A 21131-nucleotide genomic window follows, 5' to 3' on the forward strand; every position below is an offset into this window, starting at 1 on the left:
GGCCTTACTCAGCAGAGGAAACACCACGGCGCTGAAGAATCTCTTCGGCACTTTTAAGTTGCTCCAAAGCATTGAAAGTTGCCTTAACAACATTGTGCGGATTGTTGGATCCCAGACATTTGGAAAGAATATCACCGACACCAGCCACCTCGAGCACAGCACGGGCAGCACCGCCGGCGATAACGCCAGTACCCTGTGAGGCAGGACGCAGGAGAACCTTCCCTGCTCCAAACTTACCAATGATGTCAAAGGGAATAGTGCGATCCTTGAGGGGTACGCGAATCAGCGACTTCTTGGCCTGCTCCACCCCTTTGCGGATTGCCTCGGGTACTTCCTTGGCTTTACCAAGACCATAACCTACGTAACCTTGCCCGTCTCCTACCACCACAAGAGCGGAGAAACTGAAGCGGCGCCCGCCTTTAACGACTTTGGCGCAACGGTTAATATGAATGACCCTGTCGGTCAGATTCAGCTCGTTGGGATCGATGCGATGCAAAGACATCCTCCTTTACCTAAAAAGACAGACCGGTTTCCCGAGCCGCCTCGGCAAGCGCTTTGACGCGACCATGGTACAAAAAACCATTTCGGTCAAACACAACCTGCTTAATGTTTTTCTCAAGGGCCATCTTGGCGATAGCCCGGCCCACAGCCTTTGCTGACTCTATATTGCCGCTGCTCGTCCCAGCCTCCACAATACCCTCATTGACACTACCTGCGGAAACAAGGGTTGTTCCGTTGGTATCCTCAATGATCTGGGCATAGATGTGCTTGGCGCTTCTAAAAACACAAAGACGAGGGCGTTCGGCGGTTCCTCGGACTTTTTGCCGAACCCGAACTTTGCGCTTGATACGTGCCAGGGACCTTTCTTTTGCGATGCTCACAGTGTTTCTCCTTGACCTGTAATCAATTATTTTTTACCGGTCTTGCCTGCCTTACGCAAAATACGCTCATCCGAATACTTGATTCCCTTCCCCTTATAGGGCTCGGGGCCACGGAAAGAACGAATTTTTGCGGCGGTAGCGCCGACAAGTTGTTTATCAATACCCTTTACCGTGACCTTGGTCTGCTTTTCGACCTCGACGGTAATTCCTTCGGGCAGGGGATATTCGACCGGGTGGGAGTATCCAAGAGCAAGACTTAGCATCTTGCCTTTCAATTCGGCCCGGTAGCCGACCCCGTTGATCTCCAGAACCCTCTCAAAACCCTTGGTTACACCATCGACCATGTTGGCGATGAGCGTCCTGGTCAGACCCTGCAAGGCACCGCCTTGCTTGTTCCCTTCTGCAAGAGGAGAAACCTGGATACTACCAGCATCGACCTTGACATCAACATCAGTACTGATGGTTTGTTCCAGGCTACCCTTTGGCCCCTTCACCCGAATGGCGGCCCCTGAAAGGGACACCTCCACTCCGGAAGGGATGACTATGGGTTTTTTACCTATTCTTGACATCCTCTATACTCCTTAAGCCGTAAAGGTTACCAGACGGTACAAATGATCTCACCGCCAACCTGCGCCTCACGTGCGGCGACGTCGTGGAGAACACCCCGTGAAGTGGAAAGGATAGCGCAACCCAGTCCATTTTTCACATTGGGGATTTCATCCTTACCCACGTAAACGCGACGGCCGGGAGTAGACATCCGTTTGATCTCATGGATCACGTGCTTGTTGTTATCATCGAACTTTAAGTAAATCCGCAGGATGCCCTGCTTGTCGTCTTCTACGGTCTTGAAGTTTTTGATATAGCCGAGATCCTTGAGCACCTCGGCCAGTGCCACCTTCACCTTGGACATGGGCACGTCTACCTTTTGGTGCTTGGCCATCCCCGCATTACGAATACGGGTAAGCATATCGGCTATAGGATCAGTCATTGCCATGGATGCAACTCCTCTTTTTACCAGCTTGATTTAACAACGCCAGGGATTTTTCCATCCAGCGCCAATTTGCGCAGGCAAATCCTGCACATATCAAATTTCCGATAGTATCCGCGCGAACGCCCGCACAAAGGGCAGCGATTGTAGTGACGTACGCCGAACTTTTGTGGCCCTGCGGCCTTTATCATCATCGATTTTTTTGCCACCGTATACCTCCGCTATCTGGTTCACTATTTCCTGAAGGGCATCCCCATTTGCGTCAGCAGAGCGCGACCTTCTTCATCGTTCCGTGCTGTCGTTACAATGGTAATATTAAGACCCTTGACCTTGTCGATTTTCTCGAGATCGATCTCAGGAAAAATCAGTTGTTCCTTGATCCCGAAGGTATAGTTGCCGCGACCGTCGAATGCCTTGGGAGAAACACCCTTAAAATCTCGTACGCGAGGCAAGGCAACATTGATGAGGCGATCCAGAAACTCAAAGGCTTTTTCCCGGCGCAGAGTGACCATGCAACCAATGGGCATCCCTTCACGAAGCTTGAATCCCGCAATGGACTTTTTGGCTTTAGTGATGACGGCTTTCTGTCCAGTGATGCGGCCAAGTTCCTCGACAGCAGATTCCAGTACTTTGATATTCTGAATGGCTTCCCCAAGGCCCATATTAATGACGACCTTTTCAATTCTGGGGACTTCCATTACGTTTTTAAGTTGCAGATCCTTCATGAGCTGGGGAACCAGCTCGGTTCGGTAAATCCCTTTAAGTCTGGCCATGGAAATTCTCCGTTACTTATCAACAGTCTCGTTGCATTTTTTACAAAAACGAGTCTTGCTACCATCCTCCAGTATCCGGATACCGGTACGGGTCGGCTTATTGCAAGCCCCGCAAAGCAGAAGTACGTTGGAAGCATCGATGGGCGCTTCCTTTTCAACAATACCGCCTTCCGCATTGCTGCGACTGGGCCGGGTATGGCGTTTCACGACGTTAAGATTTTCAACGGTGATACGTCCCTTTTCAGTAAATACACGGGTTACTTTCCCGGACTTACCTTTCTCCTTGCCCGCTATGATCATAACCATGTCATTTTTTTTGACATGAAGTTTCTTAGCCGCCATGTTTCAATCTCCTACAGAAATTTAAAGGACTTCGGGCGCCAGAGACACAATTTTCATGAATCGGCGGGCGCGCAGTTCGCGGGCCACAGGTCCGAATATCCGGGTTCCTACCGGTTCACCCGAAGCATTGACAACGACAGCAGAGTTGTTATCAAAACGGATATAGGAACCATCCGGCCGAGGAACTTCTTTGGCCGTCCTGACGATCACCGCCCGCACGACATCGCCCTTTTTCACCTTGGAATTGGGCAAAGCCTCTTTGACCGAGCAGATGATGATGTCACCAAGGCCGGCATACTTTCTTTTTGAACCGCCGAGAACCTTGACGCAGCAGAGCTTTCGGGCTCCCGAATTGTCTGCGACATCAAGCATCGTCTGCATCTGAATCATAACTAGGGTCTCCTAAACGGTTACGGTTTTTTCAAGAATTTCGCGGACTCTCCACCGCTTGTCACGGGACAGCGGTCTGGTCTCCACGATGAGAACTTTGTCGCCAATGGCACAGCTGTTCTGTTCATCGTGTGCCTTGTACGTCACCTTGCGCTTGATGTACTTTTTATATATGGGATGCTTGACCAGTTGATCGACCTTGACCACCACCGTCTTGTCCATCTTGTCACTGGTGACAACCCCCACACGGGTTTTTTTGTTTCCACGTTCAGTCGTCATATCCAACCTCTTGATCCTGATTAAGCCTGCAGTTGCCGCAGAACCGTATTAACCCGTGCGATATCTTTTTTGATTTGAGAAATACGGGCAGTATTTTCCAGATGCCCGGTATGCATCTGGAATCTCAAGTTAAACAGCTCCTGGCTGAGTTCCTGAGACTGTTTCTTCAAATCGTCAACGCTTTTATTCGTCAACTCATTAGCCTTCATGAGCTTCTTCCTCCCTGATAACGAACTTTGTCTTCATCGGGAGCTTGTGTGCGGCAAGACGAAAAGCTTCGCGTGCAACATCTTCAGCGACTCCCTGCATTTCATAGAGCATGACTCCGGGCTTGATGACAGCAACCCAGCTGTCCGGAGAGCCTTTACCCTTACCCATACGTGTTTCAGCAGGTTTCCTGGTAAGAGGCTTATGAGGAAAGGTCCTGATCCAGATTTTACCACCGCGCTTGATATAGCGCGTCATAGCACGACGGGCAGCTTCAATCTGGCGCGAAGAAAGCCATCCGCACTCGATTGCCTGGAGGCCGAAATCACCAAAGTTAAGCTCGGTCCCCCCTTTGGCCGCACCTTTCATGCGCCCCTTAAATGTCTTTCTATGCTTAACCTTCTTGGGCATTAACATAGCAGTTTACTCCTATACCTGTCCTGGATTTTCACTGTTCTCTCGCGAGAACTTCGCCCTTGAAGATGAGTACCTTGACACCGATAATCCCGTAGGTGGTTTTCGCCTCAGCGAATCCATAATCGATGTCCGCACGAAGAGTGTGCAGAGGCACTCTTCCTTCGCGGTACCATTCAGTACGAGCGATTTCGGCTCCTCCCAAACGGCCAGCACAGTTTATTTTGATTCCCTGTGCGCCAAATTTGAGAGCTTGAGTGACACCTTTTTTCATCGCGCGACGGAAGGCAACACGTCGCTCAAGCTGCAGGGCAACGTTTTCGGCGAGCAGCTGGGCATCTATCTCAGGCTTACGTACTTCCTGAATATTGATAAAGACTTCCTTGTCGGTGAGTTTGGCCAGCTCTTTCTTGAGAGCCTCCACCTCGGACCCCCTCTTTCCGATGATGATGCCAGGTCGGGCGGCAAAAATATTAATTTTAGCCTTGCTGGCAGCGCGCTCGATTTCAATTTTAGAAATCCCCGCGTGGTAAAGCCTCTTTTTGAGGTAATTACGCAGCTTGATATCTTCATGCAGCAGCTTGGCGTAATCCGCCTCGGCATACCACTTGGAGTCCCAGGTCTTGACGACTCCCAGACGAAATCCTACAGGATGAACTTTCTGGCCCAAACTATCACCTCCTAAACACCTTATTTTTCGTCAAGAATAACCGTCATGTGACTGGTCGGTTTACGAATACGGGTCGCCCGTCCCTGCGCCCGAGGCAGGAACCGCTTGAGAACAGGGCCCTGGTCTACAGTGATCGCCTTGATAAAGAGGCGATCAACATCGTCGACACCCTTCTGTTCGGCATTTGCCACAGCCGAACTAACCAGCTTGGCGACAATGGGCGCAGCCTTCTGGGGAGAAAACTTGAGGACGTTAAGTGCCTCCTGCACCCCTTTTCCACGTACCATATCGACAACCAGTCGTGCTTTCTGGGGCGAAAGGCGCGCGTAACTCAACTTTGCTCTGGCTTCCATGAAATGAAACTCCTCTAGCGGAACTATTTATTTGCGCTTGCTCTTCTTGTCGGCTCCATGACCATAGTACGTCCGAGTAGGAGCGAACTCTCCCAGTTTGTGCCCCACCATATTTTCGGTAACAAACACGGGGATAAACTTTTTACCGTTATGCACAGCAAAAGTATGACCAACGAACTCCGGAAGTATGGTCGAGCGTCGCGACCAGGTTTTAATAACCTGCTTGCTGGTAGTCCCACCTTCCAGATCGACTTTACGTAAAAGGCTTTCTTGGACGTACGGCCCCTTTTTGATTGATCTAGCCACTGCCGTCTCCTCTATTTAAAATGGTCTATTTGGTACGACGCCGGACGATGAAACGATCGGTCCGCTTATTTGCACGGGTCTTGTATCCCTTGGTCGGAATTCCCCAAGGAGTTACGGGGTGACGGCCACCGGAAGACTTACCCTCACCACCACCGTGGGGATGGTCAACAGGGTTCATGGCCACGCCACGAGACTGGGGTCGTTTTCCAAGCCAACGGTTTCGTCCTGCCTTACCCACTTTAACGTTTTCGTGATCCTGGTTACCGACCTGTCCGATAGTGGCACAGCATTCTTGCAGGACAAGACGAACTTCACCGGAAGGAAGTCGCAATTGGGAATATTTTCCTTCCTTGGCAGCGATCATGGCATAAGTGCCTGCACTACGAGCCAACTGTCCACCTTTACCGACCTTTAGCTCCACATTGTGAACCCAGGTTCCGAGAGGGATGGCGCGTATAGGCATAGCGTTACCAGGCTTAATGTCAGCCTTTTCGCTGGCTACCACGACATCGCCCACACTCAACCCAACGGGAGCTAAGATATACCGCTTTTCGCCATCGGCGTAATTGAGCAGTGCGATGCGGGCGGTCCGGTTGGGGTCATATTCAACAGAAACGATCTTGGCAGGGACTTCTTTTTTGTCCCGCTTGAAATCAATGATTCTGTATTTGCGCTTATGCCCTCCACCAGTGTGACGCTTGGTGATCCGGCCATTATTGTTACGTCCACCAGTCCGCTTCAGCGGAGCCAGAAGTGACTTTTCAGGAGTCGAGGTGGTGATCTCCTCATAAGTCGAAGATGTCATATTGCGACGACCGGGTGAGGTCGGTTTATACTTTTTGATCGCCATTATGGTTACTCCGTATCGCTAGATTACCTGCCGTTAGACCCCGAAGAAATCGATGTTACCTTCTGCCAGGGTGACGTAAGCTTTTTTGGTATTGGAACGTTTACCGAAATTGCGCCCTACCCTTTTGACTTTCCCGCGAGTCAGCGCTGTATTCACGTCCTTAACCTTGACGCTGAAGGCCTTTTCAACGGCTTGCTTAATTTCGATCTTGTTGGCATTCAGTGCTACTTCAAAAGCAACCACCTGGCCCACTTCTTTCTGCAGGCTGGTCTTCTCGGTAACCAGCGGCCTCTTAATAATCTGATGCAACGGTTTCATCAGGCCAACGCTCCTTCCAGTTGAGACACGGCGCCCTCGGTAATTACCAAGTTTGGATACTTCATGACGTCGTAAACGTTTACACCCTCGGCCTTTAGAACCTTTACAAAAGGAAGATTTCTGGCAGAGAGTTCAACCTGAGAATTTTCACCCTCGATAACCACCAAAACCTTTTGAAGCTCGAAGCGCCCAAGAAAATCAGCAAAAGACTTGGTGCTGATCTTCCCCAGCTCGATTGCATTCAACACAGTCAACTTGCTGTCCTGAAAACGGACCGAAAGTGCACTTTTCAGTGCGGCTTTTTTGACCTTGCGATTGAGCTTGAAGTTATAGTCGCGAGGGTTGGGGCCGAAGGCTGCCCCCCCGCCAACATAATGAGGGGCACGAATGCAGCCCTGACGGGCATTGCCGGTACCCTTCTGCTTATAGGGCTTCTTGCCGCCACCAGCCACCTCGCTACGGGTCTTGCTTGAAGATGTTCCCTGCCGGCGAGCAGCAAGCTGATAGCGAACCATGTCATGAATCAGATAGGATCTGACTTCGACATTAAACACAGCATCCGAAATCTCTCTTTCAGACACCTGGTTTTTATTTATGTCATATACAGCGATTTTAGCCATGGAGTTTCTCCCAAATCATATATCTAGAGGCTACTTCTTAGCCTTAAGGCCTTTTCGGATCTCCACCACAGCATTTTTCGGCCCAGGGATGGCACCTTTAACCAAAATAAGGTTCTGATCGGGGCGGATATCGACAATCTGCAAATTCTGGGTGGTCACCTTCTTGTTTCCCATCTGACCAGCCATTTTTTTACCCTTGAATACCCTGGAGGGCCAGGCACTGGCCCCGATGGAGCCGGCAGACCGGTGAAACATAGAGCCATGAGTGGCCCGACCGCCTGCAAAGTTCCAGCGTTTGATGACACCCTGGAAACCCTTACCCTTACTGATCCCAGTAATGTCGACAATATCGCCAGCTTCGAAAATCCCCTGACAGGTGATCTCGTCGCCAACACTGTATTCATCGACACTCTCAGCACGAAATTCACGAAGCGTGGAAAAAGCTCCTTTTCCGGCCTTTTTAAAGTGCCCAAGTTCTGGCTTGCTGACACGGTGAATCTTCTTGGCACCAAACCCTACCTGAACAGCATTGTACCCATCCGTCTCCACGGTTTTTTTCTGGAGAACAACACAGGGACCCGCCTCAACGACCGTAACAGGAATTCTTCTCCCGTCGATGGCGAAGACCTGGGTCATCCCCAATTTTTTTCCCAAGATTCCATTTATCATCGGACCAACCTTTACCTCAATATGATGATTAATCTTAAAGCTTAATTTCGACGTCAACCCCGGCAGAGAGATCAAGCTTCATCAAGGCGTCAACGGTCTGCTGGGTCGGCTCGAGAATATCCAGTAAACGCTTGTGCGTGCGCATCTCGAACTGCTCACGGCTTTTTTTGTCTACGTGGGGACCACGAAGGACGGTGTACTTGTTAATAACCGTCGGCAGAGGAATGGGGCCGGCGATTCTGGCTCCAGTGCGCTTGGCGGTATCCACGATTTCGTTCACAGACTGATCAAGCAGTTTATGATCGTAAGCCTTCAAACGGATTCTAATCTTCTGGCTCGGCATGACTCTATTCCTCTTTTACTCGATAATTTCGCTAACAACACCCGCGCCAACAGTACGACCGCCTTCGCGGATAGCAAAGCGCAGTTCCTTGTCCATGGCGATAGGGGTGATCAGGTTGACTGTCATGGCGATGTTGTCGCCGGGCATAACCATCTCGGTCCCTTCCGGCAACTCAACAATGCCGGTAACGTCGGTGGTGCGGAAGTAGAACTGGGGACGATAACCTTTAAAGAAGGGAGTGTGACGGCCGCCCTCTTCCTTCGACAGGATATAAGCCTCAGCTTTGAACTTGGTGTGCGGCGTGATGCTGCCGGGCTTGGACAATACCTGACCACGCTCAATGTCTTCACGCTTGACGCCGCGCAGAAGGACACCTACGTTGTCGCCGGCCTGACCCTGATCGAGCAGCTTGCGGAACATCTCGACGCCGGTCACGACGGTCTTGGTGGTGGCTTTCATGCCGACAATCTCGACCTCTTCACCGACCTTGACGACGCCGCGCTCAACACGACCGGTGGCGACAGTGCCGCGACCAGAGATGGAGAAGACGTCCTCGACAGGCATCAGGAAGGGCCGGTCGATGGCGCGCTCGGGCTCGGGGATGTAGTTGTCAACAGCGTCCATCAACTTCAGGATGGCCTGCTCACCCAGCTCGCCAGTGTCCCCTTCGAGAGCCTTCAGAGCCGAACCGGGGATAATGGGAATGTCGTCGCCGGGGAACTCATAGGAAGAAAGCAGCTCGCGAACTTCCAGCTCGACCAACTCCATGAGCTCGGCGTCGTCGACCATGTCGGCCTTGTTCAGGAACACGACCATGGCGGGTACGCCAACCTGACGGGCCAGCAGGATGTGCTCGCGGGTCTGGGGCATGGGGCCGTCAGCGGCCGAAACCACCAGGATAGCGCCGTCCATCTGGGCCGCACCGGTGATCATGTTCTTGACGTAGTCGGCGTGGCCGGGGCAGTCAACGTGCGCATAGTGGCGCTTTTCAGTCTCATACTCGACGTGGGCGGTGGCGATGGTGATGCCGCGCTCGCGCTCTTCGGGAGCGTTGTCGATCTGATCGTAACCTTTGTACTCGGCGCCGCCCCTGGCTGCCAGAACCTTGGTGATGGCGGCCGTCAGGGTCGTCTTGCCATGGTCAACGTGACCGATGGTCCCGATATTGACATGGGGTTTTTTTCTCTCAAATTTTGCCTTTGCCATAACTAAACCCTCCTCGGCAACTAGCCCTTAACCTTGGCGATAACCTCGTCGGCAATCGCTTTGGGGACCTGCTCATAGTGGTCAAAAACCATGGTGTAAGTAGCGCGGCCCTGAGTGGCACTGCGCAAATCAGTTGCATAGCCGAACATGTTTGCCAAAGGAACCTGAGAGTTGATAACCTGGGCAGCCCCGCGAGACTCCATACCCATGATCCTCCCCCGGCGGCTGTTCAGGTCACCAATAACGTCGCCCATATATTCTTCGGGAACGACAACCTCCACGGCCATAATAGGCTCAAGAAGTACGGGACCAGCTTTGGCGGCACCCTCTTTAAAACCCATGGAGCCAGCGATCTTAAAAGCCATCTCAGAAGAGTCGACATCGTGGTAGGAGCCGTCAAAACAGGTGACCTTGACATCAACAATGGGAAAGCCGGCAAGCACGCCATTCTGGGAGGCCTCTTCAGCCCCCTTACCAACAGCGGGAATGTATTCCTTGGGAATGACACCACCCTTGATAGCGTCGACGAACTCAAAACCGACGCCGGGCTCCTGCGGCTCAATTCGCAGCCAACAATCGCCATACTGACCACGACCACCGGACTGACGAACAAACTTACCCTGAACCTCGACCGTCTTGGTGAGCGATTCACGGTAAGCAACCTGGGGAGCACCCACGTTGGCGGCCACCTTAAATTCACGCATCATGCGGTCGATAATGATCTCCAGGTGAAGCTCACCCATGCCGGAAAGAATGGTCTGGCCGGTTTCCTCATCGGTGTGAACGCGCAGAGAAGGATCCTCTTGCACCAGCTTGCCGATGGCAATACCCATTTTTTCCTGATCAGCCTTGGTCTTAGGTTCAACGGCAATACTGATAACCGGCTCGGGAAACTCCATTGCTTCAAGAAGACAAACTTCCTTCTCAGAGCAGAGGGTGTCGCCTGTCGTGGTATATTTCAAACCGACCGCCGCAGCGATATCACCCGAATAGACCTGTTTGATTTCTTCACGCTTATTGGCGTGCATCTTCAAGATGCGTCCAATGCGCTCCTTCTTGTCCTTAGTGGAGTTGAAGACGCTCGAACCGGACTCAACGACACCAGAATAAACGCGGAAAAAGGTCAACTGCCCGACAAAGGGATCTGTCATGATCTTGAAGGCAAGAGCGGCAAAGGGCCCACTGTCATCGGCAGGACGAGTGATGTCTTCCAGCGTGACAGGATCTATTCCCTTAATCGGCGGGACATCAGTCGGAGCAGGCATGTAATCAACAACAGCATCCAGAAGATTCTGAACACCCTTGTTCTTAAAGGAAGACCCACACAGAACAGGATTGATGGCCAAATTCATTGTGGCCTTGCGAATACCGGCCTTGAGCTCCTTATTGGAAATCTCCTCGCCACCGAGGTACTTATCCATCAAGGCATCGTCATGGGAACACACTTCCTCAACGAGCTTTTCACGGGCTTCGCGAACGTCATCCACCATCTCAGCCGGGATCTCGATGACGTCGTATTTAGCCCCAAGAGACTCGTCATCCCAGACTATGGCACGCATTTCAACGAGATCAACAACACCCTTGAAATAATCTTCTTTACCAATGGGAAGCTGAATAGGGACAGGATTGGCACCAAGACGGTCGCGCATCATGCTTACACCGCGACCAAAGTCAGCCCCGACGCGATCCATCTTGTTGACGAAGGCCATTCGCGGAACGCCATACTTGTCTGCCTGGCGCCAAACGGTTTCCGACTGAGGTTCAACACCACCAACAGAACAAAAAACCGCAATAGCTCCATCGAGAACACGCAAAGAGCGCTCTACTTCGATAGTAAAGTCAACATGGCCAGGAGTGTCTATAATATTGATACGGTGATCACCCCAAAAACAGGTTGTCGCAGCAGAGGTGATCGTAATACCACGCTCCTGCTCCTGCTCCATCCAGTCCATGGTGGCAGCGCCGTCATGGACCTCACCTATTTTATGGGAGACACCAGTGTAGAACAGAATACGTTCGGTCGTCGTAGTTTTACCGGCATCAATGTGCGCCATGATGCCAATGTTACGCGTTTTAGCGAGTGATACTTTTCGTGCCACTGTAATTGATCCTTTCAGGGTCCCGCGATCGCAATCCTACCAACGGTAATGAGCAAAGGCCTTGTTCGCTTCAGCCATGCGGTGGGTATCTTCCTTCTTCTTCACAGAAGCACCGCGATTATTGGCGGCATCAAGAAGCTCTCCCGCCAGACGCTCCTCCATGGTCTTCTCACCACGAGCGCGGGAATAGGTCATAATCCAGCGCATTGCGAGGGCACTCCTACGTTCGGCGCGCACCTCAACGGGAACCTGATAAGTCGAGCCACCCACACGACGAGACTTAACCTCCACCACCGGGCGAACATTCTCCATGGCCTTCTTAAAAACATCCAGCGGCTCATCACTAACCCTGGAGGAGATAAGATCAAAAGCGCCATAGACGATACTCTCAGCAGTGCTCTTCTTACCATCCAACATGAGGAAGTTAACAAACTTCGCCACCAGACGATCACCATATTTAGGATCGGGAAGAATAACCCGCTTAGCAACTTCTCTTCTTCTCGGCATAGTTTCCTCTCAGCCTCATACTTTATTTAGGGCGCTTGGCACCGTACTTTGAACGACCCTGCTTACGATTTTTAACACCAGCAAGATCAAGGGTTCCACGGACAATATGATAACGTACGCCCGGCAGGTCCTTGACGCGGCCGCCACGAATCAAAACCACAGAGTGCTCCTGGAGATTATGGCCCACCCCAGGAATGTAAGAGGTCACTACGACACCGTTGGTGAGGCGCACACGTGCCACTTTACGAAGAGCAGAGTTCGGCTTTTTTGGAGTCGTGGTATAGACGCGGGTACACACTCCACGCTTCTGAGGGTTACTCTTAAGCGCTGGCGCGGTAGATTTTCTTTCTTTTTTTTCGCGTCCATTGCGGATCAACTGATTAATAGTCGGCATCTACATACTCCCGATAAACGTATTCTCAATGTTGAAAGAACAAAAGATTTACAACAGGGGAAAAACCCGCAAACATTATCAATCTGCCCCTACTTTGTCAAGGCATTTTTTAGGCCACTGCGAAAAAAGACGCAGTGGCCTAATTTCAGTGTATTTCTGTACAGTTACTCAACAGAGACATCTTCGCTCTCTTCGACAATATCCTCATCGATATCGTCCTCATAGACCTCGATCACCTCTTGCGGTTCCTCAATATTAAGCTTGGCACTGCGGTATTTGGAGATACCCGTGCCGGCAGGAATCAAGCGTCCCATGATGACGTTTTCTTTGAGCCCACGCAGAAAATCGACCTTCCCCTCGATGGCAGCCTGAGTCAACACCTTGGTCGTCTCCTGGAAGGAGGCGGCGGAGATAAAAGACTCGGTCGACAGAGAGGCCTTGGTAATCCCCAGCATCAGAGGCTCACCGACGGCCGGCTGACCCTCTTCGCCCATAACACGCAGGTTCTCCTGTTCAAACTCCCACCTCTCAACCTGGTCATCAAGAAGGAATCGTGTATCCCCAACCTCTTTGATGCGAACCCGGCGCAGCATCTGACGCACGATCGTTTCGATATGCTTGTCGTTGATCTTAACGCCCTGGAGTCGATAGACCTCCTGTACTTCGTCAACGAGGTATTTGGCCAATTCCTTCTCGCCCAGGACACGTAGAATGTCGTGGGGGTTGCTGGAGCCATCCATCAGAGCCTCACCGGCCTTGACGGAATCGCCCTCGTGAACGCTGATATGCTTCCCCTTGGGAATCAGATACTCCTTCGGTTCACCCACCTCCGGGGTAACGATGACCTTGCGCTTGCCCTTGGAATCCTTGCCGTAGGAGACAACCCCATCGATCTCAGAAATAACAGCAAACTCCTTGGGCTTACGGGCCTCGAAGAGCTCAGCAACCCGCGGCAGACCACCGGTGATGTCTTTTGTTTTGGTAGTTTCCCTTGGGATTTTGGCCAGAATATCACCGGCGCCCACAAGGGCATCTTCGGTAACGACTATATTGGCGCCAACGGGAAGCATGTAGCGGGCAGCGGCGCCACTAGGCAATTTTACAGTCTTGCCGTCTTCATCCTTCAGGGTGATACGAGGCCGACGATCGGCTGCCTTGGACTCAATGATGACCTTACGGGACAACCCTGTCACATCATCGAGCTGCTCCTCCATGCTGACCCCTTCGATGACATCACCGAAGTGTACCCGACCGGAGCCTTCCGTAAGGATCGGCATGGTGTAGGGATCCCACTCGGCAATCAGGCCACCAGCCTTGATGGCGCCGTCGGGGCCAACACGCAGCTTAGCCCCATACACAACACCATAGCGCTCACGTTCACGGCCGGTTTCATCAATAACAGCGACCTCGCCATTGCGATTCATGACAACATGGAACCCGGCGCTGTCGACAACCGTGTTCAGATTGATGTATCGAAGCGTCCCGTCGAAACGGGCTTCAAGAGAGGTCTGCTCAGCGCGACGCGACGCGGTACCCCCGATATGGAAAGTACGCATGGTAAGCTGTGTGCCAGGTTCACCAATGGACTGGGCGGCAATAACCCCGACAGCTTCACCCAGGTTGACCATGTGCCCGCGAGCCAGATCGCGACCATAACAGGTAGCGCAGATACCTCGACGACTTTGGCATGTCAGTACAGACCGTATTTTAAGCTTCTCAATGCCTGAATTCTCGATTTTGGTCACCAGGGTCTCATCGATTTCCTGGTTCGCCTCCACAAGAATATCCCCTGTTACAGGGTCCAGCACATCTTCAAGGGCTGAACGGCCGAGAATCCTGTCTCCGAGTGGTTCAATGACTTCGCCACCCTCAGTGAGAGATGAAACGAGGATGCCGTCAAGGGTGCCACAGTCAAGCTCAGTGATAATGGCGTCCTGGGCAACGTCAACAAGACGGCGCGTCAGGTAACCGGAATTTGCCGTCTTGAGCGCCGTGTCAGCTAGACCTTTGCGGGCACCGTGGGTCGAGATGAAGTACTGCAGAACAGTCAAACCCTCACGGAAGTTAGCCGTAATCGGCGTCTCGATGATCTCACCGGAGGGCTTCGCCATCAGCCCGCGCATACCGGCAAGCTGCCGAATCTGCTGAGCACTGCCTCGGGCTCCAGAGTCCGCCATCATATGGATGGCATTGAAGGAAGGAATCTTGACCTGCTCGCCGGACTCCGGGTCCGTCAGCACGTCAACCGAGAGGTTGCCCAGCATGATGCCGGCGATATCTTCGGTACACTTGGCCCAGATGTCGATGACTTTATTGTAACGCTCGCCATCGGTGATCAGACCTTCTGTGTACTGATTCTGTATTTCCGTAACCTCTTGAACGGCCTTGTCAATATATTCCTGCTTGGCGGCAGGAATAACCATATCGTCGAGACAAATAGAAATACCCGCAATTGTAGAAAAGCGATAACCCGTATCCTTAAGGCGGTCGGCAAGGATGACGGTTTCCTTGGGACCAGCCAGACGGAAGGCCGTGTCGATCAACTCAGCCACCTGTTTTTTGGTCATCGTCCGGTTGATGTGTTCAAAGGGAATGGATGTCGGAACGATTTCGCGCAACAGCACCCGCCCTACCGTCGTATCGACCAGCGCAACCTCGCGCCCCTCGCCGGTCACCATGCGAACCTTGATCTTGGCCTGCAGGTCAGCCTCGCCAGCGTCATAGGCAATACGCACTTCTTCGGGAGAGAAGAAGCTTTTGCTGTCACCTTTAACAAAGGCTCGCTCACGAGTCATGTAATAGAGACCAAGAATCATGTCCTGCGAGGGCACAATAATGGGCTTGCCATTGGCGGGCGACAGGATGTTGTTGGTCGACATCATCAGTACCCGGGCCTCGATCTGACTCTCGATAGAAAGAGGCAGATGCACGGCCATCTGGTCACCGTCGAAGTCGGCGTTAAAAGCGGTACAGACCAAGGGGTGCAGTTGTATCGCCTTGCCTTCGATAAGAACCGGCTCAAAAGCCTGGATTCCCAAACGATGCAGAGTCGGGGCCCGGTTCAGCATGACCGGGTGTTCCCGAATGACCTCGTCAAGGACATCCCAGACCTCCGGCTTCTCCTTCTCGACCAGCTTCTTGGCACTTTTGATGGTGGTGCAATAGCCCCGCTCTTCCAGCTTGTTATAGATGAACGGCTTGAACAACTCCAGAGCCATCTTCTTGGGCAGACCACACTGATGGAGTTTGAGTTCCGGGCCAACAACGATAACAGAACGACCAGAATAATCGACACGTTTACCCAGCAGGTTTTGGCGGAAACGTCCCCCCTTACCCTTGAGCATGTCTGAAAGAGACTTCAGGGGACGCTTATTGGGACCGGTGATGGCGCGTCCGCGCCGCCCGTTGTCGAAAAGGGCGTCTACCGACTCCTGCAGCATTCTTTTTTCATTGCGGATGATGACCTCAGGGGCCCGCAGTTCAATCAATCGCTTAAGGCGATTATTACGATTGATTACCCTCCGGTAAAGATCATTAAGGTCCGACGTTGCGAAGCGCCCCCCATCAAGGGGGACCAAAGGACGCAGCTCAGGTGGAAGAACAGGAATAGCTTCAAGAATCATCCACTCGGGACGATTGCCGCTCACCTTGAAAGCCTCCACGACCTTAAGGCGCTTGGCGACCTTTTTCCGCTTGGCCTCGCTGGCCGCTTCGCGCATCTCAACACGCAGAGACTGTGACAGTTCGTCGAGTTCAATAGTGGTCAGCATTTCCCTGACCGCTTCGGCACCCATGGCCGCCGTAAACTGCCCGGCAAACTCATCCATCAGTTCACGATACTTGTCTTCGCTCAGTATCTGACCGACGGCAAGGGTCGTATCACCCTTGTCCAGAACAACATAGGCTTCAAAATAGAGGACGCGTTCTACCTCTTTGAGGGTAAGATCAAGCAGTGTTGCAATACGTGAAGGCAATGACTTGAGAAACCAGATATGGGCCACCGGACACGCCAGGTCAATGTGCCCAAGACGCTCCCGTCGTACCTTGCTGGGAATAACCTCAACACCGCATTTCTCGCAGACAATGCCGCGATGTTTCATGCGTTTGTACTTACCGCAGTTACACTCATAGTCCTTAGTCGGGCCGAAGATTTTGGCGCAGAAAAGACCGTCGCGCTCCGGCTTGAAGGTGCGGTAGTTAATGGTTTCCGGTTTTTTGACCTCACCAAAGGACCGCTCGCGGATCTTGTCCGGAGAAGCCAGCGAAAGGCGGATCGAGTTGAAATTGAGGGGATCCTTCGGTCGCTCAAAAAAGCTGAAAATATCGTCCAAAGCACATCCTCCTTATAGGATGGTGGTTTATTCTTCTTCCTCTTCGAGGAGTTCCACATCGAGGCACAGAGACTGCAGTTCCTTGATGAGCACGTTGAAGGATTCGGGCAGTCCGGCCTCCAGTGTGTGCTTCCCTTTGACTATGGCTTCATACATGCGGGTTCTTCCCGCCACATCATCCGATTTGACGGTAAGAAATTCCTGCAGGGCATGTGCGGCCCCGTAAGCTTCAAGAGCCCACACCTCCATCTCACCAAGTCGCTGACCACCGAACTGGGCTTTACCGCCCAGAGGCTGCTGCGTAACAAGACTATAGGGACCGATAGAACGGGCGTGAATCTTGTCATCGACCAAGTGGTGAAGTTTGAGCATATACATGATACCCACGGTAACCTTTTCGAGGAAAGGTTCACCGGTCTTGCCATTATACAGGGTCATTTGGCCGGAACTGGCAAAGCCTGCACGCTCGATTTCCCCCTTGATCTGCTCTTCGTTGACCCCTTCAAAGACGGGGGAAGCCATGGGAACGCCCTTGGAAAGGCGGCGCGCCAAAGCCATCATATCGTCTTCGTCAAGACCGTCGATAAAGGAATCAAGTTCCTTGTTGCCATAAATGGACTTGATCTTTTCCCGAATTTTTTCCTGACTGAACTGATTGTCGAGAACCTCCTGGATGCGCATTCCCAGACCCCGGGCGCCCAAACCAAGATGGATTTCCAGGATCTGACCGATGTTCATACGGGAGGGGACACCCAAGGGATTAAGCACGATCTCCACAGGGGTGCCGTCTTCCATATAGGGCATATCCTCCTCGGGAAGAATCCGTGACAGAACACCCTTGTTGCCGTGGCGACCGGCCATCTTGTCTCCAACGGAGAGCTTGCGTTTAATGGCGATATAGACCTTGACCATCTTGATGACGCCGGGCGGCAGGTCATCGCCACGCTTGAGCTTTTCGATCTTGTCAGAAAAAACGCCGCGGATCAGTTCCTCACGCTCGTTGAGGTGTACCAATACAGTAGCGACCTTGTCTTCAACTTCCGGTGCGTTGGCCAGGGAAATCTCCTGCCAGCGCTTGAAGGGTACCGCAGAAAGCAGTTCTTCCGTCAGCTTCTGACCTTTGGGCAGCAGGATCTTGCCCGTTTCATCGACAATGGCGACCGCGGACGTCTGTTGAACCAGCAGTGACAGCATCTTGCCACGGGCGGATTCACGGATAATGCGGATTTCGTCATTCTGATCTTTAAGCAGTTTGTCTATTTCGGTCTTTTCGATATGTTCGGTGCGTGTGTCTTTATCGATCCCTTTGCGGGAAAATACACGAGCCCCGATGACAACCCCTTCGACACCAGGCGGCACCCGCAGAGACGTGTCGCGAACGTCGCCGGCTTTTTCACCGAAAATCGCCCTCAGCAGTTTTTCTTCAGGTGAGAGCTGGGTCTCACCCTTCGGGGTAATCTTGCCGACCAGAATATCCCCTGGCTTAACTTCAGCACCGATACGAATGATGCCGCTCTCGTCAAGATCGGCGAGGGCATCTTCACCCAGATTGGGAATGTCGTCGGTGATTTCTTCTTTGCCGAGCTTGGTGTCGCGGGCGACGCATTCGAACTCCTCGATGTGGATGGAGGTGTAACGATCCTCCTTAACCAGCTTTTCCGAAATGAGGATGGAGTCCTCGAAGTTATAGCCTTCCCACGGCATAAAAGCGACCAGGACGTTCTGACCCAAGGCGAGTTCGCCCCACTCGGTAGAAGGACCGTCGGCAATAATTTCGCCCCGCCGGACTCTGTCGCCCACCTTAACTATTGGCTTCTGATTGAGACAGGTGTTCTGGTTGGAGCGCAGGAACTTGATAAGCGTGTAAATGTCAACGCCGGTCCCCGACTCATCCACCTCGCCCTCATCGATTTTGACGACAATACGTGCCGCGTCTACACTCTCAACCACGCCGTTGTGCCGTGCCACGACGGCGGCACCCGAATCGTGAGCGACAATACGCTCCATGCCCGTACCAACCAGGGGTGCATCGGCACGTAGCAGAGGAACAGCCTGCCGCTGCATGTTGGAACCCATCAGGGCCCGGTTGGCGTCGTCATTCTCCAGAAAGGGGATAAGAGCAGCAGCCACAGAAACCAGCTGCTTGGGCGAAACGTCCATCAACTCGATCTCTTCACGGTTCATCAGCATGAACTCGCCGTTTTTACGGGCGTTGACCAACTCGTTGACGAAGGTATTGTCTTCGTTCAACGGTGCGTTGGCCTGAGCTATGGCGTGCCCTTCCTCTTCCAGTGCCGAAAAATACTTGATTTCGGTGGTAACTGTCCCTTCAGAAACCAGGCGATAAGGCGTCTCGACGAATCCGTGCTCGTTAATGCGTGCATAGGTCGACAGGGACGCAATCAGACCGATATTTGGCCCTTCCGGTGTTTCAATAGGGCATACCCGTCCGTAGTGCGTGGGATGAACGTCACGAACTTCGAATCCAGCTCTTTCCCGTGTCAGGCCACCAGGCCCCAGGGCCGAAAGACGGCGCTTGTGGGTAATCTCGGAAAGCGGGTTGGTCTGGTCCATGAACTGGGAAAGCTGAGAAGATCCAAAGAACTCCTTGACAACTGCCGAAACAGGCTTGGAATTGATAAGGTCGTGAGGCATGAGGCTGTCTATTTCCTGCAGGCTCATGCGCTCCTTGATAGCCCTCTCCATACGCACCAAGCCGACGCGGTATTGGTTTTCCAGCAGTTCACCCACAGCGCGGACCCGACGATTTCCAAGGTGGTCAATATCATCAATGGCACCTTTGCCGTTCCGAAGATCGATCAGGTAGCGAACAACCTCGAGAATATCATCCTTGGTCAGAGTGGTCAGATCCAGGGGGGACTTCAAGCCCAGTTTGTAATTGAGTTTCAGTCGCCCAACAACGGAAAGGTCGTAACGCTCCGAGTTGAAGAAAAGGCTGTCAAACAGAGCCGTGGCGCTACGGATGGTCGGTGGATCGCCCGGACGCAGTCGTCGATAGATTTCAATCTTGGCATCATCGGGCGTAGCGACCTTGTCGAGTTGAAGCGTTTCGCGAAGATAGGGGCCGACGTACAGGTTGTCTATGAACAATACCTTGAATTCGGTTATCCCCCTGGACAGCAGTTCTTCCAGTTTATTTTCAGTTATCTCTTCGTTGCACTCGACAACGATTTCGCCTGTGGCGGTATCTACGATATCCGAAGAGGCCACCTTTCCGACCACATCCTCCTTGAGGATAGAAATCGTTTCGATGCCTTTTTCAGCAAGCTTACGAATGCCCGCCTTGGTAAATTTGCGATTCGCCTTGACCAGTATCTCTCCGTCAGGCGCGACAATATCACAACTCGCCCTCTGCCCGCTGAGCAGCTCAAGATTAACTTTTTTCCGATAGTTTTCGCCGTCAACGACGATGGTATCGACATCGTAGTAGTAGTTCAGTAGCTCTTCAGCCGTGTAGCCCAGTGCTTTAAGAAGAACAGTTGCGGGCAGTTTACGACGTCGATCGATGCGTACATAGAGAATATCTTTATGATCAAAGTCAAAATCAAGCCAGGAACCCCGATAAGGGATGACACGCGCACTATAGAGAATTTTCCCACTGGAATGCGTTTTGCCCTTGTCGTGATCAAAAAAGACACCGGGAGACCGGTGCAACTGGCTGACGATGACCCTTTCAGTCCCGTTGATAATAAAGGTACCGTTTTCGGTCATCAGGGGGATTTCACCGAAATAGACCTCTTGCTCCTTAATATCGCGGATGGACTGAACGCCCGAATCCTTATCGACATCCCAGGAAACAAGGCGAACGCGTACCTTTACCGGAGCAGCAAAAGTCATGCCCCGTTGATGACACTCATCCACGTCGTACTTTGGAGTTCCCAGTGAATAGGCTACATATTCAAGAGAGCTGGTTTCATTAAAGTCCCGAATTGGAAATACGGAACGAAAGACGGCTTCCAGGCCGACGTTCTGCCGGGCCGAAGGAGGTAGCTCCGCCTGAAGAAAACGCTTGTAGGAAGTCTTCTGGATATCAATGAGGTTGGGGATGTCGATGATCCTCTTGATCTCGGCAAAATGTTTCCTCAGAAGCTGGTTATTCGCGATCGAATAAGCCATGATTTCTCCTTTAGGTAACGAAAGTAGAATAGCCAAGGCCGCACAAGGCGACCT

At 52.3% G+C, this 21131-nt stretch carries 25 protein-coding genes; all 25 read right to left on the reverse strand.

What is annotated here, in order from left to right; genetic code table 11:
- Nucleotides 1-4 precede the first annotated feature (4 nt).
- On the reverse strand, nucleotides 5-496 hold the full coding sequence (rpsE, locus tag AOP6_RS11315) for a 30S ribosomal protein S5 (RefSeq protein ID WP_155876844.1): 492 nt from the start codon (nucleotides 494-496) through the stop codon (nucleotides 5-7).
- Nucleotides 497-512: 16 nt separating this feature from the next.
- A complete protein-coding gene (gene rplR, locus AOP6_RS11320) occupies nucleotides 513-881 on the reverse strand; it encodes a 50S ribosomal protein L18 (RefSeq protein WP_155876846.1) in 369 nt (122 codons plus the stop codon).
- 26 nt (nucleotides 882-907) lie between these two features.
- Nucleotides 908-1450 (reverse strand): 50S ribosomal protein L6, encoded by a 543-nt coding sequence (gene rplF / locus AOP6_RS11325; protein ID WP_155876848.1) that lies wholly within the window; start codon nucleotides 1448-1450, stop codon nucleotides 908-910.
- A gap of 26 nt (nucleotides 1451-1476) precedes the next feature.
- On the reverse strand, nucleotides 1477-1875 hold the full coding sequence (rpsH, locus tag AOP6_RS11330; RefSeq protein WP_155876850.1) for a 30S ribosomal protein S8: 399 nt from the start codon (nucleotides 1873-1875) through the stop codon (nucleotides 1477-1479).
- A gap of 17 nt (nucleotides 1876-1892) precedes the next feature.
- Nucleotides 1893-2078: a type Z 30S ribosomal protein S14 gene (locus AOP6_RS11335; RefSeq protein WP_155876852.1), complete on the reverse strand. Its 186-nt coding sequence runs from the start codon at nucleotides 2076-2078 to the stop codon at nucleotides 1893-1895.
- A gap of 24 nt (nucleotides 2079-2102) precedes the next feature.
- Entirely contained in the window at nucleotides 2103-2642 is a 540-nt protein-coding gene (gene rplE / locus AOP6_RS11340) for a 50S ribosomal protein L5 (protein ID WP_155876853.1), read from the reverse strand.
- 12 nt (nucleotides 2643-2654) lie between these two features.
- Nucleotides 2655-2984: a 50S ribosomal protein L24 gene (gene rplX / locus AOP6_RS11345; RefSeq protein WP_155876855.1), complete on the reverse strand. Its 330-nt coding sequence runs from the start codon at nucleotides 2982-2984 to the stop codon at nucleotides 2655-2657.
- Between the two features lie 21 nt (nucleotides 2985-3005).
- On the reverse strand, nucleotides 3006-3374 hold the full coding sequence (gene rplN, locus AOP6_RS11350) for a 50S ribosomal protein L14 (protein ID WP_155876857.1): 369 nt from the start codon (nucleotides 3372-3374) through the stop codon (nucleotides 3006-3008).
- A gap of 12 nt (nucleotides 3375-3386) precedes the next feature.
- Nucleotides 3387-3653: a 30S ribosomal protein S17 gene (gene rpsQ, locus AOP6_RS11355; protein WP_155876859.1), complete on the reverse strand. Its 267-nt coding sequence runs from the start codon at nucleotides 3651-3653 to the stop codon at nucleotides 3387-3389.
- Nucleotides 3654-3673: 20 nt separating this feature from the next.
- Nucleotides 3674-3862 carry a 50S ribosomal protein L29 gene (gene rpmC / locus AOP6_RS11360; protein ID WP_155876861.1) on the reverse strand — a complete coding sequence of 63 codons (189 nt, stop codon included), beginning with the start codon at nucleotides 3860-3862 and terminating at the stop codon, nucleotides 3674-3676.
- A complete protein-coding gene (gene rplP, locus AOP6_RS11365) occupies nucleotides 3852-4277 on the reverse strand; it encodes a 50S ribosomal protein L16 (protein ID WP_155876863.1) in 426 nt (141 codons plus the stop codon). Before rplP ends, rpmC begins: the two co-directional genes overlap by 11 nt.
- A gap of 31 nt (nucleotides 4278-4308) precedes the next feature.
- Nucleotides 4309-4944 (reverse strand): 30S ribosomal protein S3, encoded by a 636-nt coding sequence (gene rpsC / locus AOP6_RS11370; protein WP_155876865.1) that lies wholly within the window; start codon nucleotides 4942-4944, stop codon nucleotides 4309-4311.
- 20 nt (nucleotides 4945-4964) lie between these two features.
- On the reverse strand, nucleotides 4965-5297 hold the full coding sequence (gene rplV / locus AOP6_RS11375) for a 50S ribosomal protein L22 (protein WP_155876867.1): 333 nt from the start codon (nucleotides 5295-5297) through the stop codon (nucleotides 4965-4967).
- Between the two features lie 27 nt (nucleotides 5298-5324).
- Entirely contained in the window at nucleotides 5325-5603 is a 279-nt protein-coding gene (rpsS, locus tag AOP6_RS11380; protein ID WP_155876869.1) for a 30S ribosomal protein S19, read from the reverse strand.
- 25 nt (nucleotides 5604-5628) lie between these two features.
- Nucleotides 5629-6453: a 50S ribosomal protein L2 gene (gene rplB, locus AOP6_RS11385; protein ID WP_155876871.1), complete on the reverse strand. Its 825-nt coding sequence runs from the start codon at nucleotides 6451-6453 to the stop codon at nucleotides 5629-5631.
- Nucleotides 6454-6486: 33 nt separating this feature from the next.
- Nucleotides 6487-6771, reverse strand: a complete 285-nt coding sequence (locus AOP6_RS11390) for a 50S ribosomal protein L23 (protein WP_155876873.1) — start codon at nucleotides 6769-6771, stop codon at nucleotides 6487-6489.
- On the reverse strand, nucleotides 6771-7391 hold the full coding sequence (gene rplD, locus AOP6_RS11395) for a 50S ribosomal protein L4 (RefSeq protein WP_155876874.1): 621 nt from the start codon (nucleotides 7389-7391) through the stop codon (nucleotides 6771-6773). Before rplD ends, AOP6_RS11390 begins: the two co-directional genes overlap by 1 nt.
- Before the next feature lie 30 nt (nucleotides 7392-7421).
- Nucleotides 7422-8060 (reverse strand): 50S ribosomal protein L3, encoded by a 639-nt coding sequence (gene rplC, locus AOP6_RS11400; RefSeq protein WP_155877714.1) that lies wholly within the window; start codon nucleotides 8058-8060, stop codon nucleotides 7422-7424.
- Between the two features lie 34 nt (nucleotides 8061-8094).
- Nucleotides 8095-8403, reverse strand: a complete 309-nt coding sequence (rpsJ, locus tag AOP6_RS11405) for a 30S ribosomal protein S10 (RefSeq protein ID WP_155876876.1) — start codon at nucleotides 8401-8403, stop codon at nucleotides 8095-8097.
- Between the two features lie 15 nt (nucleotides 8404-8418).
- Entirely contained in the window at nucleotides 8419-9609 is a 1191-nt protein-coding gene (gene tuf, locus AOP6_RS11410) for an elongation factor Tu (protein WP_155876878.1), read from the reverse strand.
- A gap of 20 nt (nucleotides 9610-9629) precedes the next feature.
- Nucleotides 9630-11708 (reverse strand): elongation factor G, encoded by a 2079-nt coding sequence (fusA, locus tag AOP6_RS11415; RefSeq protein ID WP_155876879.1) that lies wholly within the window; start codon nucleotides 11706-11708, stop codon nucleotides 9630-9632.
- Between the two features lie 36 nt (nucleotides 11709-11744).
- Complete coding sequence (rpsG, locus tag AOP6_RS11420; RefSeq protein ID WP_155876881.1) at nucleotides 11745-12215, reverse strand: 30S ribosomal protein S7; 471 nt, start codon at nucleotides 12213-12215, stop codon at nucleotides 11745-11747.
- A gap of 22 nt (nucleotides 12216-12237) precedes the next feature.
- On the reverse strand, nucleotides 12238-12609 hold the full coding sequence (gene rpsL / locus AOP6_RS11425; protein WP_155876883.1) for a 30S ribosomal protein S12: 372 nt from the start codon (nucleotides 12607-12609) through the stop codon (nucleotides 12238-12240).
- A gap of 164 nt (nucleotides 12610-12773) precedes the next feature.
- A complete protein-coding gene (gene rpoC, locus AOP6_RS11430; protein ID WP_155876884.1) occupies nucleotides 12774-16940 on the reverse strand; it encodes a DNA-directed RNA polymerase subunit beta' in 4167 nt (1388 codons plus the stop codon).
- Between the two features lie 27 nt (nucleotides 16941-16967).
- On the reverse strand, nucleotides 16968-21077 hold the full coding sequence (gene rpoB, locus AOP6_RS11435; RefSeq protein WP_155876886.1) for a DNA-directed RNA polymerase subunit beta: 4110 nt from the start codon (nucleotides 21075-21077) through the stop codon (nucleotides 16968-16970).
- Nucleotides 21078-21131: the final 54 nt, after the last annotated feature.

The organism is Desulfuromonas sp. AOP6, assembly GCF_009731355.2.
Taxonomy (GTDB): Bacteria; Desulfobacterota; Desulfuromonadia; order Desulfuromonadales; family SZUA-540; genus SZUA-540.

Excerpts from the sequence above, each read along its gene's own strand:
- rplF (WP_155876848.1), bottom strand. The coding sequence starts at position 1,450 with ATGTCAAGAATAGGTAAAAAACCCATAGTCATCCCTTCCGGAGTGGAG.
- rpsH (WP_155876850.1), bottom strand. The coding sequence starts at position 1,875 with ATGGCAATGACTGATCCTATAGCCGATATGCTTACCCGTATTCGTAAT.
- rplE (WP_155876853.1), bottom strand. The coding sequence starts at position 2,642 with ATGGCCAGACTTAAAGGGATTTACCGAACCGAGCTGGTTCCCCAGCTC.
- rplX (WP_155876855.1), bottom strand. The coding sequence starts at position 2,984 with ATGGCGGCTAAGAAACTTCATGTCAAAAAAAATGACATGGTTATGATC.
- rplN (WP_155876857.1), bottom strand. The coding sequence starts at position 3,374 with ATGATTCAGATGCAGACGATGCTTGATGTCGCAGACAATTCGGGAGCC.
- rpsQ (WP_155876859.1), bottom strand. The coding sequence starts at position 3,653 with ATGACGACTGAACGTGGAAACAAAAAAACCCGTGTGGGGGTTGTCACC.
- rpmC (WP_155876861.1), bottom strand. The coding sequence starts at position 3,862 with ATGAAGGCTAATGAGTTGACGAATAAAAGCGTTGACGATTTGAAGAAA.
- rplP (WP_155876863.1), bottom strand. The coding sequence starts at position 4,277 with ATGTTAATGCCCAAGAAGGTTAAGCATAGAAAGACATTTAAGGGGCGC.
- rplV (WP_155876867.1), bottom strand. The coding sequence starts at position 5,297 with ATGGAAGCCAGAGCAAAGTTGAGTTACGCGCGCCTTTCGCCCCAGAAA.
- rplB (WP_155876871.1), bottom strand. The coding sequence starts at position 6,453 with ATGGCGATCAAAAAGTATAAACCGACCTCACCCGGTCGTCGCAATATG.
- AOP6_RS11390 (WP_155876873.1), bottom strand. The coding sequence starts at position 6,771 with ATGAAACCGTTGCATCAGATTATTAAGAGGCCGCTGGTTACCGAGAAG.
- rplD (WP_155876874.1), bottom strand. The coding sequence starts at position 7,391 with ATGGCTAAAATCGCTGTATATGACATAAATAAAAACCAGGTGTCTGAA.
- rplC (WP_155877714.1), bottom strand. The coding sequence starts at position 8,060 with ATGATAAATGGAATCTTGGGAAAAAAATTGGGGATGACCCAGGTCTTC.
- rpsJ (WP_155876876.1), bottom strand. The coding sequence starts at position 8,403 with ATGCCGAGCCAGAAGATTAGAATCCGTTTGAAGGCTTACGATCATAAA.
- tuf (WP_155876878.1), bottom strand. The coding sequence starts at position 9,609 with ATGGCAAAGGCAAAATTTGAGAGAAAAAAACCCCATGTCAATATCGGG.
- rpsG (WP_155876881.1), bottom strand. The coding sequence starts at position 12,215 with ATGCCGAGAAGAAGAGAAGTTGCTAAGCGGGTTATTCTTCCCGATCCT.
- rpsL (WP_155876883.1), bottom strand. The coding sequence starts at position 12,609 with ATGCCGACTATTAATCAGTTGATCCGCAATGGACGCGAAAAAAAAGAA.
- rpoB (WP_155876886.1), bottom strand. The coding sequence starts at position 21,077 with ATGGCTTATTCGATCGCGAATAACCAGCTTCTGAGGAAACATTTTGCC.